At 68.7% G+C, this 13,776-nt stretch carries 15 protein-coding genes; 7 read left to right on the top strand and 8 right to left on the bottom strand.

Going from position 1 to position 13,776, the window contains the following annotated elements:
- Positions 1–47 precede the first annotated feature (47 nt).
- The gene (locus CCK91_RS20035) at positions 48–176 is read left to right on the top strand and encodes a hypothetical protein (protein WP_255377977.1); all 129 of its coding nucleotides are present in this window, start codon (positions 48–50) and stop codon (positions 174–176) included.
- A gap of 92 nt (positions 177–268) precedes the next feature.
- Here the strand turns inward: CCK91_RS20035 and CCK91_RS04080 are convergent, their stop codons facing one another.
- The gene (locus CCK91_RS04080) at positions 269–832 is read right to left on the bottom strand and encodes a Dps family protein (RefSeq protein WP_086472957.1); all 564 of its coding nucleotides are present in this window, start codon (positions 830–832) and stop codon (positions 269–271) included.
- A 188-nt stretch (positions 833–1,020) separates the two neighbouring features.
- On the opposite strand from CCK91_RS04080, the gene CCK91_RS04075 reads away from it, so the two are divergent.
- The 3 genes from CCK91_RS04075 to CCK91_RS04065 all read left to right on the top strand — a co-directional run bounded on the left by CCK91_RS04075 (position 1,021) and on the right by CCK91_RS04065 (position 2,088).
- Positions 1,021–1,341: a DUF7882 family protein gene (locus CCK91_RS04075; protein ID WP_064297077.1), complete on the top strand. Its 321-nt coding sequence runs from the start codon at positions 1,021–1,023 to the stop codon at positions 1,339–1,341.
- Complete coding sequence (locus CCK91_RS04070) at positions 1,338–1,604, top strand: hypothetical protein (protein WP_086472956.1); 267 nt, start codon at positions 1,338–1,340, stop codon at positions 1,602–1,604. Before CCK91_RS04075 ends, CCK91_RS04070 begins: the two co-directional genes overlap by 4 nt.
- A gap of 181 nt (positions 1,605–1,785) precedes the next feature.
- Entirely contained in the window at positions 1,786–2,088 is a 303-nt protein-coding gene (locus CCK91_RS04065) for a DUF7882 family protein (RefSeq protein WP_086472955.1), read from the top strand.
- A 79-nt stretch (positions 2,089–2,167) separates the two neighbouring features.
- Here the strand turns inward: CCK91_RS04065 and CCK91_RS04060 are convergent, their stop codons facing one another.
- The 6 genes from CCK91_RS04060 to CCK91_RS04035 all read right to left on the bottom strand — a co-directional run bounded on the left by CCK91_RS04060 (position 2,168) and on the right by CCK91_RS04035 (position 9,939).
- Positions 2,168–4,480, bottom strand: a complete 2,313-nt coding sequence (locus tag CCK91_RS04060) for a glycoside hydrolase family 3 N-terminal domain-containing protein (RefSeq protein WP_086472954.1) — start codon at positions 4,478–4,480, stop codon at positions 2,168–2,170.
- The gene (locus CCK91_RS04055) at positions 4,477–5,523 is read right to left on the bottom strand and encodes an ABC transporter permease (protein ID WP_369821871.1); all 1,047 of its coding nucleotides are present in this window, start codon (positions 5,521–5,523) and stop codon (positions 4,477–4,479) included. The genes CCK91_RS04060 and CCK91_RS04055 overlap by 4 nt, the downstream gene beginning before the upstream one ends.
- A gap of 7 nt (positions 5,524–5,530) precedes the next feature.
- Positions 5,531–6,514, bottom strand: a complete 984-nt coding sequence (locus CCK91_RS04050; protein ID WP_079704856.1) for an ABC transporter permease — start codon at positions 6,512–6,514, stop codon at positions 5,531–5,533.
- Positions 6,511–7,308: an ABC transporter ATP-binding protein gene (locus tag CCK91_RS04045; RefSeq protein ID WP_086472952.1), complete on the bottom strand. Its 798-nt coding sequence runs from the start codon at positions 7,306–7,308 to the stop codon at positions 6,511–6,513. The genes CCK91_RS04050 and CCK91_RS04045 overlap by 4 nt, the downstream gene beginning before the upstream one ends.
- A complete protein-coding gene (locus CCK91_RS04040) occupies positions 7,305–8,177 on the bottom strand; it encodes an ABC transporter ATP-binding protein (protein WP_086472951.1) in 873 nt (290 codons plus the stop codon). Before CCK91_RS04040 ends, CCK91_RS04045 begins: the two co-directional genes overlap by 4 nt.
- A gap of 103 nt (positions 8,178–8,280) precedes the next feature.
- A complete protein-coding gene (locus CCK91_RS04035) occupies positions 8,281–9,939 on the bottom strand; it encodes an ABC transporter substrate-binding protein (RefSeq protein WP_086472950.1) in 1,659 nt (552 codons plus the stop codon).
- 132 nt (positions 9,940–10,071) lie between these two features.
- Here CCK91_RS04035 and CCK91_RS04030 point away from each other — a divergent pair, with 132 nt between their 5' ends.
- The 3 genes from CCK91_RS04030 (at position 10,072) to CCK91_RS04020 (ending at position 12,695) form a co-directional block, all read left to right on the top strand.
- Positions 10,072–10,719, top strand: a complete 648-nt coding sequence (locus CCK91_RS04030; protein ID WP_086472949.1) for a TetR/AcrR family transcriptional regulator — start codon at positions 10,072–10,074, stop codon at positions 10,717–10,719.
- A gap of 111 nt (positions 10,720–10,830) precedes the next feature.
- Positions 10,831–11,262, top strand: coding sequence for a hypothetical protein (locus CCK91_RS04025; RefSeq protein WP_071261750.1), 432 nt, complete (start codon positions 10,831–10,833; stop codon positions 11,260–11,262).
- A 161-nt stretch (positions 11,263–11,423) separates the two neighbouring features.
- The gene (locus CCK91_RS04020; protein ID WP_086472948.1) at positions 11,424–12,695 is read left to right on the top strand and encodes an HNH endonuclease signature motif containing protein; all 1,272 of its coding nucleotides are present in this window, start codon (positions 11,424–11,426) and stop codon (positions 12,693–12,695) included.
- A 457-nt stretch (positions 12,696–13,152) separates the two neighbouring features.
- On the opposite strand, the gene CCK91_RS04015 is transcribed toward CCK91_RS04020, so the two are convergent.
- Positions 13,153–13,758, bottom strand: a complete 606-nt coding sequence (locus CCK91_RS04015; protein WP_242664301.1) for a maleylpyruvate isomerase family mycothiol-dependent enzyme — start codon at positions 13,756–13,758, stop codon at positions 13,153–13,155.
- Positions 13,759–13,776: the final 18 nt, after the last annotated feature.

Raw genomic sequence — 13,776 nt, 5'->3', positions numbered from 1 at the left:
CGTTGGTCTGGTCATCTCCGATGGCGACAACCAGGAAGGAAGCGAACATGACGAACGCATCTGCATCATCCTCACGTCCCGACGCGGAAGAGATCCCCGACGGTTCGGGCTCCGACGGCTCCGAGCCGAACGACGGCGAGGACACGGCGTCGGGTGGCGGCGCCGACGACGAGTAGTCGTCGCCGGCCCTTGGTCGTCGATGAACGACCGGGCGGCGCTGCCGACGACGCGTGGTCGTCGGGCGCCGCCCAGGGTCACCGACTGCAGATCAACGACTGCGGGTCGCCGTCCGGTTCTCCGCGCTGATCATCCACGCGAACTGCTCCAGCTGCTGGATGATCGCGTGGAGGATGTCCGCGCTCGTCGGGTCCTCATCGTCGACGTCGTCGTGGACCCGACGCATCGTGCCGACGACCGCCTCGAGTCGGACGGTGATCAGGTCGATCGTCTCCGAGGTGTCGATTTCGCCCTGCGGGTACTCGGGCAGCGTCGTGGTCTCGGCGACGATGTCGCTGCGGCCGTCCGGCACGGCGTGCAGGGCACGCATGCGCTCCGCGACGGTGTCGCTGAACTCGCGCGCGGCGTCGATGATCTCGTCGAGCTGCAGGTGCGTGTCGCGGAAGTTGCGTCCGATGACGTTCCAGTGCGCCTGCTTGCCCTGGATCGACAACTCGATGAGGTCGACGAGGACGGCCTGCATGTTGGCGTCGAGTTCCTTCGACGCGACGAAGCCCTTCTCGGCGTTCTGCCGACGGGTGGGCTTCGGCCCGGATCCTCCGGGAGCCGATCGGGTCGTGCTCTCGGTCTTGCTGGTCTTCTCTGCTGTTGCCATGGTTGGCACCTCCTGCACGGCAGGTTACGCACCGTACCTGTCGACCCCGGGGCCCTTGACATCGACGCCGAAGCGTCCCATCCGTGCCCGCGCGGCCGCCAGCTGGGTTTTCGGAGCCGAGAGTCTTAAGGTGAAGCGACACCGCGATAGACACCGCGTGACGCACAACGAGGAGAGCACGGCCCGCCATGGGAAAACTGATCTACGGTTCTGAGGTCTCGATCACCTTCGAGGACCGGCTGCTTGCGCACCTGCAGTTCGTGATCGGTGCGAAGCTCCGCCGGAACGAGGCCTTCTACTTCGGTTGGAAGGACGACCCGCGCGCCGGCGACGGACGCAGCGTCATCTGGATCCACCCCTCGGTGCCATTGCGTTTCAAGTACTCGGGCAGTGTCCCGATCGACCTCAACCGCGCGTGGATCGACGCGCTCAACGTCACGGCGAACTCCGCCCACGGCCTCTCGGTCATCGCGGAGCCCGCTCCGAGCCGGACAGGACAAGTCGCATGAGCCGCATGGAGATCGTCTACCAGGGACTTCCGTACTCGATCGCCGTCGAGGATCCGGACGAGTTCCGCGCCGAGGTGCTCGACAGCATCTCCGCCGGACAGTTCCGGTGGCTGCAGGTCGACCGCGGTGAGGGTCAGCTGGAGCCCATCACCATCCTGATCGGCCCCGGGATCGGCATCGCGATGGGCACACCGGACGGTCCTTCGCAGGACACGCCGTCCTCGGCACTCCCCCAGGGACAGGACCCCGACCTGCTGTCCTGACCGCCTCGCCAGCGGAAGCTGGCATAGCGCAGCCGACACCTGGAAATCAACAGTTCAGAGCGACGATTTCAAGTTTCCTACACTTGTTCGGCGGACATTGAAGTGGGTCTCCAGGCTGGCCGCTCGACACCGGCGCATCTCGCCGTGTCGATCGTCGGAGGCCCGGAGAAGGGCACAGCACATGGGCGCGATCGTATACGGCACGGGCGAGAACCGGTTCCACCTCGAAGACCGGATGCTGGCTCACGTCAAGACCATCACCCTCATGAAGCTCCGCCGGAACGAGTCGTTCTCGGTGACCCTGCGCGACACCTCGACGGAGCGCGGCCGCGTCACGCTCTGGCTGCACCCGTCGATCCCGCTGCAGTTCAGCTTCGATTCGGATGAGACGTTCGAGATGGACCGCCCCCTGCTCGAGGACCTGATGCACGGCGCCAACGGTGGCGAGGTCACCGTCCGCGCTGACGTGGACGAACTGGCGTAGTCCTCGGGACCGCTCACGGGTGCCGCACGAAACAGGAGGGACTTCGTGCGGCCCCGCGAGGGTTCCGGCGGCCGACGGCTCAGTCGGCGATGGTGAAGCGGACCGCGTGCAGCGCATCGGCCCGTGAGGAGCCGCCCACCCGCAGCTCGAACTCGCCCGCTTCGACGACCCGCCGTCCCCTCGCGTCGACGATGGAGCAGTCGGCGACGGGCAGTTCGATCGTGACCGTCGCCGTGTCGCCCGGTTGGATCGCGACCTGACGGAAGGTCTTCAGCTCCTGGTCGGCCCAGCTGACCGAGGTGACGAGGTCGCTGACGTACACCTGCACCGTCTCGAGGACGGGTCGCGAACCGCTGTTGTGCACCTCGACCTCGGCGCGCACGGTGGCGTCACGTCCGTAGACGGCTTGGTCGAGGCGCGGCTCGCCGTACTCGACGCTCGAGTAGGACAGCCCGTCGCCGAACGCGAACGCGGGCTCCTGGGTGAGGTCGGCGTACCGGTCGCCGTGCTGGCCGCGGATCTGGTTGTAGTACGTCGGCTGCTGGCCGGCGTGCCGCGCGAAGGAGATCGGCAGGCGGCCGGTCGGCTCGATGAGACCGAGCAGGAGTTCCGCGATCGCGCGGCCACCCTGCATGCCGGGGCTCGCCGCCCACACGATCGCGTCGGCGTGCAGCGCGGACGGCGGCAGCACGAGCGGCTTCGAGGCGAGTAGGACCACGACGAGCGGCTTGCCGGTGGCGGCCAGGGCGTCGAGCAGTGCCACCTGTCCGCCGATGAGCTCGAGCGTCGCGGTGGAGCGGCCCTCCCCCACGAGCTCGATGCGGTCACCCACGACGGCGACGACCACGTCGGCGTCCTCGGCCAGTGCGACGGCTTCCGCGATGAGCGCCTCGTCGGGTCGCGCGGGCGTGACGAGCGGCGGACGCGGCTGACCGTCGGGGAAGGTCGCCCCCGCGGGGTCGGGTGACAGCGTGAGGATGTCCGCTCCGAACGCCGTCGTGACCGTGCTCCCGGCGGGTGCGACCGCATGCAGGCCGTCGACCACGGTGGTGATCATCTCGCGCGGCTGGCCGTCGGGCAACCAACCGGCCTGGCCGGAGTTGCCCGCCCAGTCGCCGAGCTGCATCTGCGCGTCGTCCGCGAGCGGACCCACGACGGCGATGCGCTGCGGCCCGGCATCAGGCGTCGCGATCGCCCTGCCTGCCTCGTCCGCCTGGTAGCCGCCGGCGAGCGGCAGCACGCCCTCGTTGCGGAGCAGGACGAGGGAACGCCGCGCGGTCTCGAGGTTGAGCTCGGTGTGCTCCGGCGAGCCGATCACCGCGAGCTGCTCCGCGGCGTCCGGGTGCCGCGGACGCTCGAACAGGCCGAGCGCGAACTTCAGGGTGAGGATGCGACGGACCGCGCGGTCGAGGTCGGCCTCCTCGAGCAGCCCGCGCTCGAGCGCCTCCAGGGCACCTTCGAAGAAGCCGGGCGTGGTCATCACCATGTCGTTGCCGGCGCGAATCGCGGCAGCCGAGGCGTGCACGTAGTCCGGGCTCACGTGCTGCTCCCAGACCATGCGGCCCACGTTGTCCCAGTCGGTGATGAGCGTCCCCTCGTACCCCCACTCGCCACGGAGGACGTCGTTGAGCAGCCACTCGTTGACCGTGATCGGCACCCCGTCGATCGACTGGTAGCCGAGCATGAAGCTGGCGCAGCCCTCGCGGGCGACCCGCTCGAACGGCGGGAGGAACCATGACCGCAGTTTGCGCGGGGAGATGTCGGCTTCGCTCGCGTCGCGCCCGCCCTGCGTCTCGGAGTAGCCGGCGAAGTGCTTGGCCGTCGCCAGGATGGCGGTCGGGTCGGACAGGCCGTCGCCCTGGTAGCCGCGCACCATCGCGGACGCGAGCTCGCCGATGAGGAACGGGTCCTCGCCGAAGGTCTCACCGACGCGCCCCCAGCGGAGGTCGCGGGCGATGCAGAGCACCGGCGAGAACGTCCAGTGGACACCCGTCGCGGCGACCTCGACGGCCGTGGCCCTGGCGACCCGTTCGAGCAGCTCGGCGTCCCAGCTCGCGGCCATGGCCAGTTGCGTCGGGAAGATCGTCGCGCCGAGGTGGAAGGAGTGACCGTGGATGCAGTCCTCCCCCACGATCAGCGGGATCCGCAGTCGCGTCCGCCCGACGAGTTCATGCGCGACCGCGAGACGCTCCGGTGACGCGTGCAGGATCGAGCCGACGTGTGTCTCGAGGACGTGCGCATCGATGTCGTCGCGCGCGTCGAGCTGCATCATCTGCCCGACCTTCTCACGGACGGTCATCCGCTCGACGAGGTCGTCGACGCGGGCCGTGATCGGCAGCGCGGGGTCGAGGTAGCGGGCGTCCTCGAGGTGGCGGGCGGTATCGGTCTTCATCGTTCGGTGGCTCCAGCGCGTTCGGTGTGGGTCGTGTCGGTGATCGTGGACGGGCCGGTCGTCTCGGTGCGGACGGCGGTGACGCTCGCCCCGGGCTTGATCCCGCGCTTGCGGAGGGCCCTGGCGCGTTCACCCGCCGAGCGGAGTCTCGGGTTCACGTACTCGTCGATCCCGAAGTTGATGAGCGACAGCGCGACGCCGAGCAGGGCGATGCAGACACCGGCGGGCACGTACCACCACCAGAAGTCGGGGAACGCGCCGTTCTGCTGCGCCCAGAACAGGATGGTGCCCCAGTTGAGGTTCGTGATGGGGATGACGCCGATGAACGCGAGCGTGGTGAGCCCGAGCACTGCAGCGGTCACCGTCCCGACGAAGCTCGAGGCGATGATCGCGGTGAGGTTCGGCAGCATCTCGACGGTGATGATCCGGAAGAGGGACTCCCCGTTCGCCTTCGCCGCCTGGATGAAGTCACGGTTCCGCAGCGACATCGTCTGCGCGCGGAGCACCCGGCCGCCCCACGCCCACCCGGTGAGCGCCAGGACACCGGCGATGAGGAACAGGCTCGGGTTGTCGTACTGGGACGCCACGATGATCATGAGCGGGAGCCCCGGGATGACGAGGAAGACGTTCGTCAGCGCGGACAGCGACTCGCTCGTGAACCCCGAGACGTACCCGGCGGTGACCCCGATGGCGACGGCGATGATCGTCGCGAAGATCCCGGCCAGGAAGCCGACGAGGAGCACGCCGCGGGTGCCGTAGATCAGCTGGCTCAGGACGTCCTCGCCCATGTGCGTGGTGCCCAGCAGGTGCGCGGCCGACGGGGCCTGACGCAACGCGGTGAAGTCCTTCTCGAGCGGGCCGTACGGCGCGATGAGGTCGCCGAAGATCGCGACGAGGACGAAGAAGCCGAGGATGCAGAGCCCCGCGATCGACTTGCCGTTCCGGAACATCGCGAACGACGACGCGAACCGGGCGGCGACCGAGCGGCCCGTCGGCGTCGGTTTGGGCGCCTCGGCGGTGGCGAGGGCCTCGGTGGTGGGGATGGTCATGTCAGGACTCCATCTGGCGGGTGCGGGGGTCGAGCACCGCGTAGGCGACGTCGGCCAGGATGTTCGCAACGAGGACGGTGAGCGTGATGACGAGGAAGAGCCCCTGCATGAGCGGGTAGTCCTTCGCCGTCGTGGCGTCGAGCAGGAGCTTGCCGACGCCCGGGTAGGAGAAGACCATCTCCATGACGATCGTGCCGCCGACGATGAAGCCGAGCGACAGGGCGAAGCTCGACAGCTGCGGCAGCATCGCGTTGCGTGCGGCGTAGTCCACGAGCACTCGGCGGGTCGGCAACCCCTTCGCCTGGGCGACGGTCACGTAGTCCTCGTCGAGGACGGTGACCATCATGTTGCGCATGCCGAGGATCCAACCGCCGAGCGAGGCGAGCACGATCGTCGCCGCCGGGAGGAAGCCGTGCGCGATCACCTGCCCGAAGAAGTCGAGTGAGAACTCGGGCCTCGACCCCTTGCCGTAGGCGTGTGAGGCGGGGAACCAGCCGAGGAGGGTGGAGAACACCGCGATCGCGATGAGGCCCATCCAGAAGTACGGCACCGTCGAGAAGAAGGTGGACAGCGGGACGATGAAGTCCGCCTTGCTGCCGCGTCGCCAGCCGATGAGGGCGCCGATGGAGGTGCCGAGGACGAACGACAGGATCGTCGCGATCCCGACGAGGCCCACGGTCCAGGGCAGGGCTGCGGCGATCACGTCGGTGACGGGCGCCAGGCCCTTCGAGAAGGACCGTCCGAGGTCGCCCGAGAAGAGGAGCCGCCAGTAGTCGAGGTACTGCTCGAGCATCGACTTGTCGGCGTCGAGTCCGAACAGGGTGCGCAGTGAGTCCGCTGCCTCGGGGCTGATGCGGCCCTGGTTCTTCGCGATGTACGCCGAGACGGGGTCGCCCTTGAGCATCCGCGGCAGGAAGAAGTTGATCGTGATCGCGGCCCACGCGGTGAACGCGTAGAAGGCGGCGCGACGGAGGAAGAAGGTCATGCGATGGTCTCCGTTCCCGCGAAGTGGCGGTCGGGGTCGGGCGACGCGTTGCGGAGGGCGAGCGTGTAGGGGTGCTGCGGGCGGAGGATCACGTCGTCCGCCGGGCCCCGCTCGACCACTTCGCCGTGGTGCAGGACCATGATCTCGTCGCTGAAGTGCCGCGCGGTCGCGAGGTCGTGCGTGATGTAGAGCACGCCGAGTTGCGACTCGCGCTGCAGCTCGGCCAGGAGGTTGAGGACACCCAGTCGGATGGAGACGTCGAGCATCGAGACAGGCTCGTCGGCGATGAGGAGGGACGGACGCGACGCGAGCGCACGGGCGATGGCGACCCGCTGGCGCTGACCGCCGGACAGTTCGTGGGGCCGACGGTCGATCGTGCCGGCCGGATCGAGCTGCACGCGCTCGAGGAGGCGGTGCACCTCATCCTCGACCTCGGACTCGGGGACGACGTGGTCGAGGCGCAGCGGTCGCTCCAGGTGGTGACGGATCGTGTGGGACGGGTTCAGCGAGGCGAACGGGTCCTGGAAGACCATGCGGACCTGCTGGCGGTAGCGGCGGAGTGCACGACCACGACGCGGGATGGCCTTGCCGTCGAGCAGGATGTCGCCGCTCGTCGCCCGCTCCAACTGGGTGAGGATCTTCGCGATGGTCGACTTGCCACTGCCGGACTGTCCGACGAGGGCGAGCGTCTGGCCCGACCGCAGGGTGAAACTGACGTCGTCGAGCGCGAGCATGTGACCGGAGCCACGGACCCGGTAGCGCTTCGAGACGTGCGAGAACTCGAGGGTGGTCATGCGGTCACTCCTGCCTGGGTGGCCGACGTGGCCGCACTGGTCCCGCGGACGAAGTCGCCGCGCTCGCCGGTGAGGCTCGGGAAGGACGCGAGCAGCTTCCGCGTGTACGGGTCCTTCGCCTGTCGGTAGATGCGTTCCGCCGTGTCGATCTCGACGAGTCGGCCGGCACGCATGACGGCGATGCGGTCGGAGATCTCGAGGAGCAGCGGGAGGTCGTGGGTGATGAAGATGACCGAGAACCCGAACTCGGTGCGGAGGTCGGAGATCTGCTGGAGGATCTCGCGCTGGACGAGTACGTCGAGCGCGGTGGTCGGCTCGTCCATGATCATCAGCTGCGGTTTCAGGGCGAGCGCCATCGCGATCATGACCCGCTGGCGCATGCCGCCGGAGAGCTCGTGCGGGTAGGACTTCAGGCGGTCGCGGCCGACCCCGACGATGTCGAGCAGCTTGCCCGCCTCCTCGCGGCGTTCGGCGCGTGACATGCCCCGGCGGTGCGTGGTGAAGACGTCGTCGAGCTGCCGGCCGATCGAGGTGACCGGGTTGAGGGCGTTCATCGCGCCCTGGAACACCATGGAGGCCTTGTCCCAGCGGAACGCACGCATCTCCTCCTCGCCCAGCCGGCCGAGGTCGATGTCCTCGCCGGACTCGTCGTGGAAGACGGCGGTACCGCCCGTGATGACCGCCGGTGGTTTGAGGAGCCGTTGCAGGCCGTAGGCGAGGGTGGTCTTGCCGCAGCCGGACTCGCCGGCGAGGCCGAGGATCTCGCCGCGGCGGAGGGTGAGCGAGACGTCGCGCACGGCTTCGACGGGTGGTTCCACGTCGTAGGTGACGCTGAAGGAGGACACCGTCAGCAGGTCGTCGTTGGTCACTGCATGAGTCCGTTCTGTGCTGATCGCGGTGCATGCCGTTGCGCATGCGGGAGGTGACGGGCGGGGCGGATGAGCGCCCCGCCCGTCGGTGTGGTGCTCGTGCCTACTTCGCGGCCTTGAGCTGCGTGAGGATGTAGACCGCGGTCGGCTGCGTCGGGTCGGCGGGCGCGTAGGGGTCGTCCTCGCTCGGCCATCCGGTGTAGTTCCGCGTGTTGTACGAACCGATGAACGGACGCGTGCCGATCGGCATGGCCGGGACGTCGGAGACGAACAGCTTCTGCACGGTCTCGAGGGCGGCTGCGCGCGTGGCGTCGTCCGTCGCGTTGGCGTAGGCCGCGAGCGCCGCGGTGGCCTCCGGGCTGTCGTACCGACCGAAGTTGAAGTCGGCCGCCTCACCCTCGGCGACGAGCCAGCGGCCGTCCATGATGTCGGAGTACAGGTCGTACGGCGTCGCGCCGGTGTCGGTCCAGTGCAGGATGGCCTGGAAGTCGCCGTCCGACTTCGCCGCCCACCAGGTGTCCTGGTCGGGCGTGTCGACCATGGCGGTGACGCCCAGCGTCTTGACCGAGTCGGCGATGAGGCTGATGCCGGTCACGTAGTCGTTCCAGCCCTGCGGCACCGACAGCGTGAAGGTGACGGCCTCGCCGGACGGGTCGGTGAGGACGTCGTCCTCCCAGGTGTAGCCGGCGTCGGTCAGGACCTGCTTCGCGGCCTTCGCGTCGACGGTGTAGTCCTCGCCCTCGAACTCGGAGGCGATGAACGCGTCACCCGCCGGGGTCGGGAGGCCGGTCACCGAGCTGAGCTCGGGGACGCCACCCTCACGGGCGATCTGCTGGTGCTGCTCGCGGTCGATGACGAGGTTCACCGCCTGGCGGAACGCGGGGTCGTTGAACGGCTTCGTCTGCGTGTTCACGAACATCGTGTCGACGGCGAGACCGGCGGCCGCCCAGTAGACGTTGTGCTCCTTGTCCTTGTCGAGGTACGCGGACTGCACGTTCGGGATGAAGGCCTGCGCCCAGTCGGCGTCGCCGTTCGCGAGGGCGGTGGTGAGGGCCGTGTTGTCGTTGTACGACACGTGGTAGAGCGTCGGCACGGCCGGCTGCTCACCCCAGTAGTCGTCGCGAGCGGAGAGCTCGACGCTCTCGGTGCTGAAGCTCGTGAGGGTGTACGGGCCGGTGCCGACGGGCTCCGGGTTCTCGAAGGTGGCGGGGTCGTCGACGGACTCCCACACGTGCTTCGGGACGATCTGCTTGAGGAGCACCTTGTCCTGCTTCACGAACATGGGGTTCGTGAACGAGAGGGTGACGGTGTCGCCTTCGGTCGCGACCGTGGTGAGGCCGAGGGCCGAGTTGTCGAGCTCCGGGTGGTCGATGAACTGCTGGAAGGTGAACGCGATGTCGTCGGCGCTGAACGCCTCGCCGTCGTTCCAGGTGACGCCCTCCCGCGCGGTCAGCGCGACGGAGGTGTAGTCGTCCGACCAGGCGATCTCGGAGGCGAGCCAGGGCTTCACCTCGGCGCTCGGGTCGACGAGGTTGACGATCGCGAGCGGCTCCAGGATCGCGTTGATGTAGCCGAGCTTCATGGCGGACGAATCGCCGACGTAGGGGTTGTTGGACTCGGTGGCGATCGAGCCGTCCGGCTTCGCGATCGTCAGGGCGGCGCCGCTCTCGGGGCCGTCGCTCGACCCGCCGCCACCGGTGCATCCGGTGAGCAGCAGGGCTGTGGCCGCGAACGCGGCCAGCAGTGGGGTTCTCAGCTTCATCGCTTTCTCCTCTTGGGTGTGCGCTGCGGCAGTGCGGCGCAAGTCGGGATTCGGTGATAACTTACTGACCATTCAGTAAGTTGGTAAGCGCGGTAGTGTCGGGCGCATCGAGGCCCCCGCGGAACGGACACCATGAGCACGGTGAAACGACAGAACACGGCGAAACGACCGGCCCAGCCACGCCCGGCGACCGTGGCGAGGCGAGCCGAAGTCGTCCGCTCCGCGCTGGACGTCTTCGGCGCCAAGGGGTACGCGAACGGCACGCTCATCGACATCGCCGAGCTCGTCGACATGACGCCGGCGGGCATCCTGCACCACTTCGGGTCGAAGGACCAGCTCCTCCTCGAGGTGCTCAGCTACCGCGACGCGACGGACGTGCAGGACCTCGACGACCAGCACATCCCCGGCGGCATCGACCTGTTCAAGCACCTGATCCGCACCGCAGCCGCGAACGCGCAGCGTGCCGGGATCGTGCAGGCGTTCGTCGTCCTGTCAGCGGAGTCGGTGACCGAGGACCACCCGGCCAGGCACTACTTCGACGACCGCTACCGGACGCTGCGACGGGAGATCGCGGAGGCGTTCGAGGTGGTGTGCGCCGAGCGGGGCATGGATGCGCCCGAGACGATCCACCGTGCGGCGGCCTCCATCCTGGCGGTCATGGACGGCCTGCAGGTGCAGTGGCTCATCGACCCTGCGGACGTCGACCTCGCCGAGACGAGCGAGTACGCGATCCGGGTGATCGTCGAGTCGGTGCTCGGGCCGGGCGCGCTGGACGACTGAGTCGCCCAAATCGGTCCGTCTTCCGGCTGATTTCGAGCGCTTTGGGGCGACTCAGTGGGCTGAGGTCTACCGTGAGAGGCAGACCACAGCCCCGAACGGAAGGACGCCGACATGGCCGAGAAGCAGTCGAGCACGAAGAGCGGATTCAGCGCCGAGGAACGCGCGGCGATGAAGGAGCGCGCCAAGGAGCTGAAAGCGGCTGCGAGCCGCGAGGAGGCTCTGCAGGCCGTCGTCGACGCGATCGCCGACATGGAGGACGCCGACCGCGCGATCGCCGAGCCGTTGCACGAGCTGATCATGGGCGGCGACTCCGGCCTCGCGGCGAAGACCTGGTACGGCATGCCCGCCTATGTCGGCGCCGACGGTAAGGCGGTCGTGTTCTTCCAGGCGGCGGCGAAGTTCAAGGCGCGCTACGCGACCATCGGGTTCAACGACTCCGCGAAGCTCGACGACGGCGACCTGTGGCCGACCGCGTTCGGCGTCACCGCGTGGAACGACGCCGTCGCGAAGCGCGTCGCAGACCTGCTCGCCCGGGCCGTCTGACCCCGTCCGGCCAATGGGCCGGGCGCCGGTCGAGTGCCAGCCCCTGAGCCGGTCGCCAGTCGACCCCCGGTCCCTGAGCCTGTCGAAGGGCACACGAGCAACTTCCACAACCAGCGCAACTCGGCATCTGGAATGTCAGTGGTCCATGGTGGACTGGTTCCATGACCGAGACCACCACCACCGCGATCCGCGCGAGCGACGAGTACGCCGCGCGGCTGGCGGAGTTCTCGGATCACTACGCCGACATCCAGCGGCGGCGTGCGGCTCTGGACGGCGAGGAGGCCCGCCTCCTCGCCCGCTCCGCCGCCTATGCCGACGCCTTCGCAGACACGGTCGTCCCTGCCGCGTTCCCGCCTGCCGAGCGCCGCGCTCTGTCCCGCCGATCGACGTGTGCCGCGATGGCGATGGCGACCCGCACCTCTGAACGGACGGTTCAGCGGGCGACGAACGATGCCGAGGCGCTCGTGAACGACGCCCCGTCTGTCCTCGACGCTCTCGAGGCGGCGCGCATCTCGGCCCGGCACGCCAAGACGATCACCGACCAACTCTGCGATGTGCCCACCGAGGGGCGGGCCGCGTTCTTGGCCAAGGTGCTCCCGGTCGCGGAGCAGACCACTGATGCGGAGCTTCGGCGGCGCGCCCGGGTCCTCCGCGAACGCCTCCACCCGGACTCCATCACGACGCGCGCGAAGCGTTCCGAGGCGGACCGCCGCGTCGAGTTCGAACCCGCCGCCGACGGTATGGCGTGGGTGCACTTGTTCACCACGGCGCCGATCGCCCAGGGCATCATCGAGCGGATCGAGGCGGCAGCTGCCGAATCCCGCTCAGCAGGTGACACCCGCACCTGCGCCCAGCTCCAGGCGGACGCCCTCGCAGCCCTCGCCCTCACCGGCGTCACGCCCGACGACATCATGACCAGCCCGGTACTCCCGCACCCCATCGAGGTTCAGGACCACATCACGCCCACCGTGCAGATCACCGTCCCCGCCCTGAGCATGGCCGGCGTCAGCGATGCCCCGGCAACGCTCGACGGCTACGGCCCGATCGACCCCGAGACCGCGGCGCGTATCGCGGTCAACGCACCCAGCTTCACCCGCATCCTGGTCCAACCGGAAACCGGCGCGATCCTCTCCGTCGGGCGGAACCAGTACCGGGTTCCGGCAGACCTCCAACGCGCGGTCCGCCTCAGAGACGGCACCTGTCGCGCACCGGGCTGCGGCAGACGCGCTCGGGCGTGCGACCTGGATCACTCGGTCGCGTGGGAGGACGGCGGGACGACGGATGTCGGCAATCTCGCCTGCTTGTGCCGGCATCACCACCGCATGAAGCATCTCCCCGGGTGGAACCTCGACCACGGGCCCGGCGGGGTGCTCGAGTGGACGACACCCGACGGAAAACACCACCGGACCGAACCGGATCCCGCGCCGTTCTGACCTCCACCGGTCCCTGAGCCTGTCGAAGGGTTACTCGTGGGCACTTCGACAAGCTCAGTGACCGGAAGAAGTATGCCCGGAACGATGGGGCATCCTCGTGGGCACTTCGACAAGCTCAATGACCGGAAGAGGTGCGCCCGGAACGACGAAGCGTCCTCGTGGGCACTTCGACAGGCTCAGTGACCGGGAAAGGTGCGCCCGAACCGTTTCGGTCCCTGAGCCTGTCGAAGGGTTCTTCGTGCGCACGTCGACAAGCTCAGCGACGGGGAGATGTTCACCGGGAATGATCCGGTCCCTGAGCCTGTCGAAGGGTTCTTCGTGCGCACTTCGACAAGCTCAGTGACCGGGCTGGACTGTGCTCGGATGCATTTCGGTCCCTGAGCCTGTCGAAGGGCAGCCGAGCCCAGGCACCTCGGTCAACGGGGAAGGTGCACGCGGGTGACTTCCAGCTTCTTCCTCACCGCCCCGGCAGAGCCAGCCCGGTCGGTCGCCCTGACACCGCGAGCAGCAGGTCGAGCGCCGATCCGCGGACCTCACGGCCCGCACCCCAGCTCGTCCCGGCGTCCTCCGCGACGAGCCGGACGCCCTGGGCGCGTTCCTTGCCGCCGCCCATCGAGACGCCGGTCCGGAGCTGGTACTCCAACGCCGCCAGAACAGCCGCTGCCGGGTAGTCCGCGCTGACGCTGAGCGGCCGACGGACGTCCTCCCCGTGCACGATGATCTCGACGAGCCTGGTCGCGAGGTTCGCCGGCGGGGTGCGCGTCAGCTCGGCGGCGTCCGCCAGGGCGCGGAGCGTCTCCTGTGGATTGTTCCTCCGCTCCCGCTCGACCCCGCGTGCGTTGTCGAGGTCGAAGTCGAACCGCGCGGCGACGAGTCGTCGGGCGAATCCCAGCCGCGTCGTCTTCGCCGAATCGACGAGATGGGCCACGACGTCATGCACATCCCATCCGCTACACAGCGACGGCGTCCCCCACTGCTCATCGCCCAGCATCGACAGGTCCGCGACGAGCCGCCGACGTTCCTCGTGGACGACCGGCCAGACGGTCCTCGGTGACACGCTCATCCGCGCCGGTCCACTCAT

Origin of the sequence: Plantibacter elymi (nom. nud.) (assembly GCF_900177795.1) — a bacterium.
GTDB classification, from domain to species: Bacteria; Actinomycetota; Actinomycetes; order Actinomycetales; family Microbacteriaceae; genus Plantibacter; species Plantibacter elymi.
This window is presented reverse-complemented; position numbering and strand designations above follow the sequence as displayed.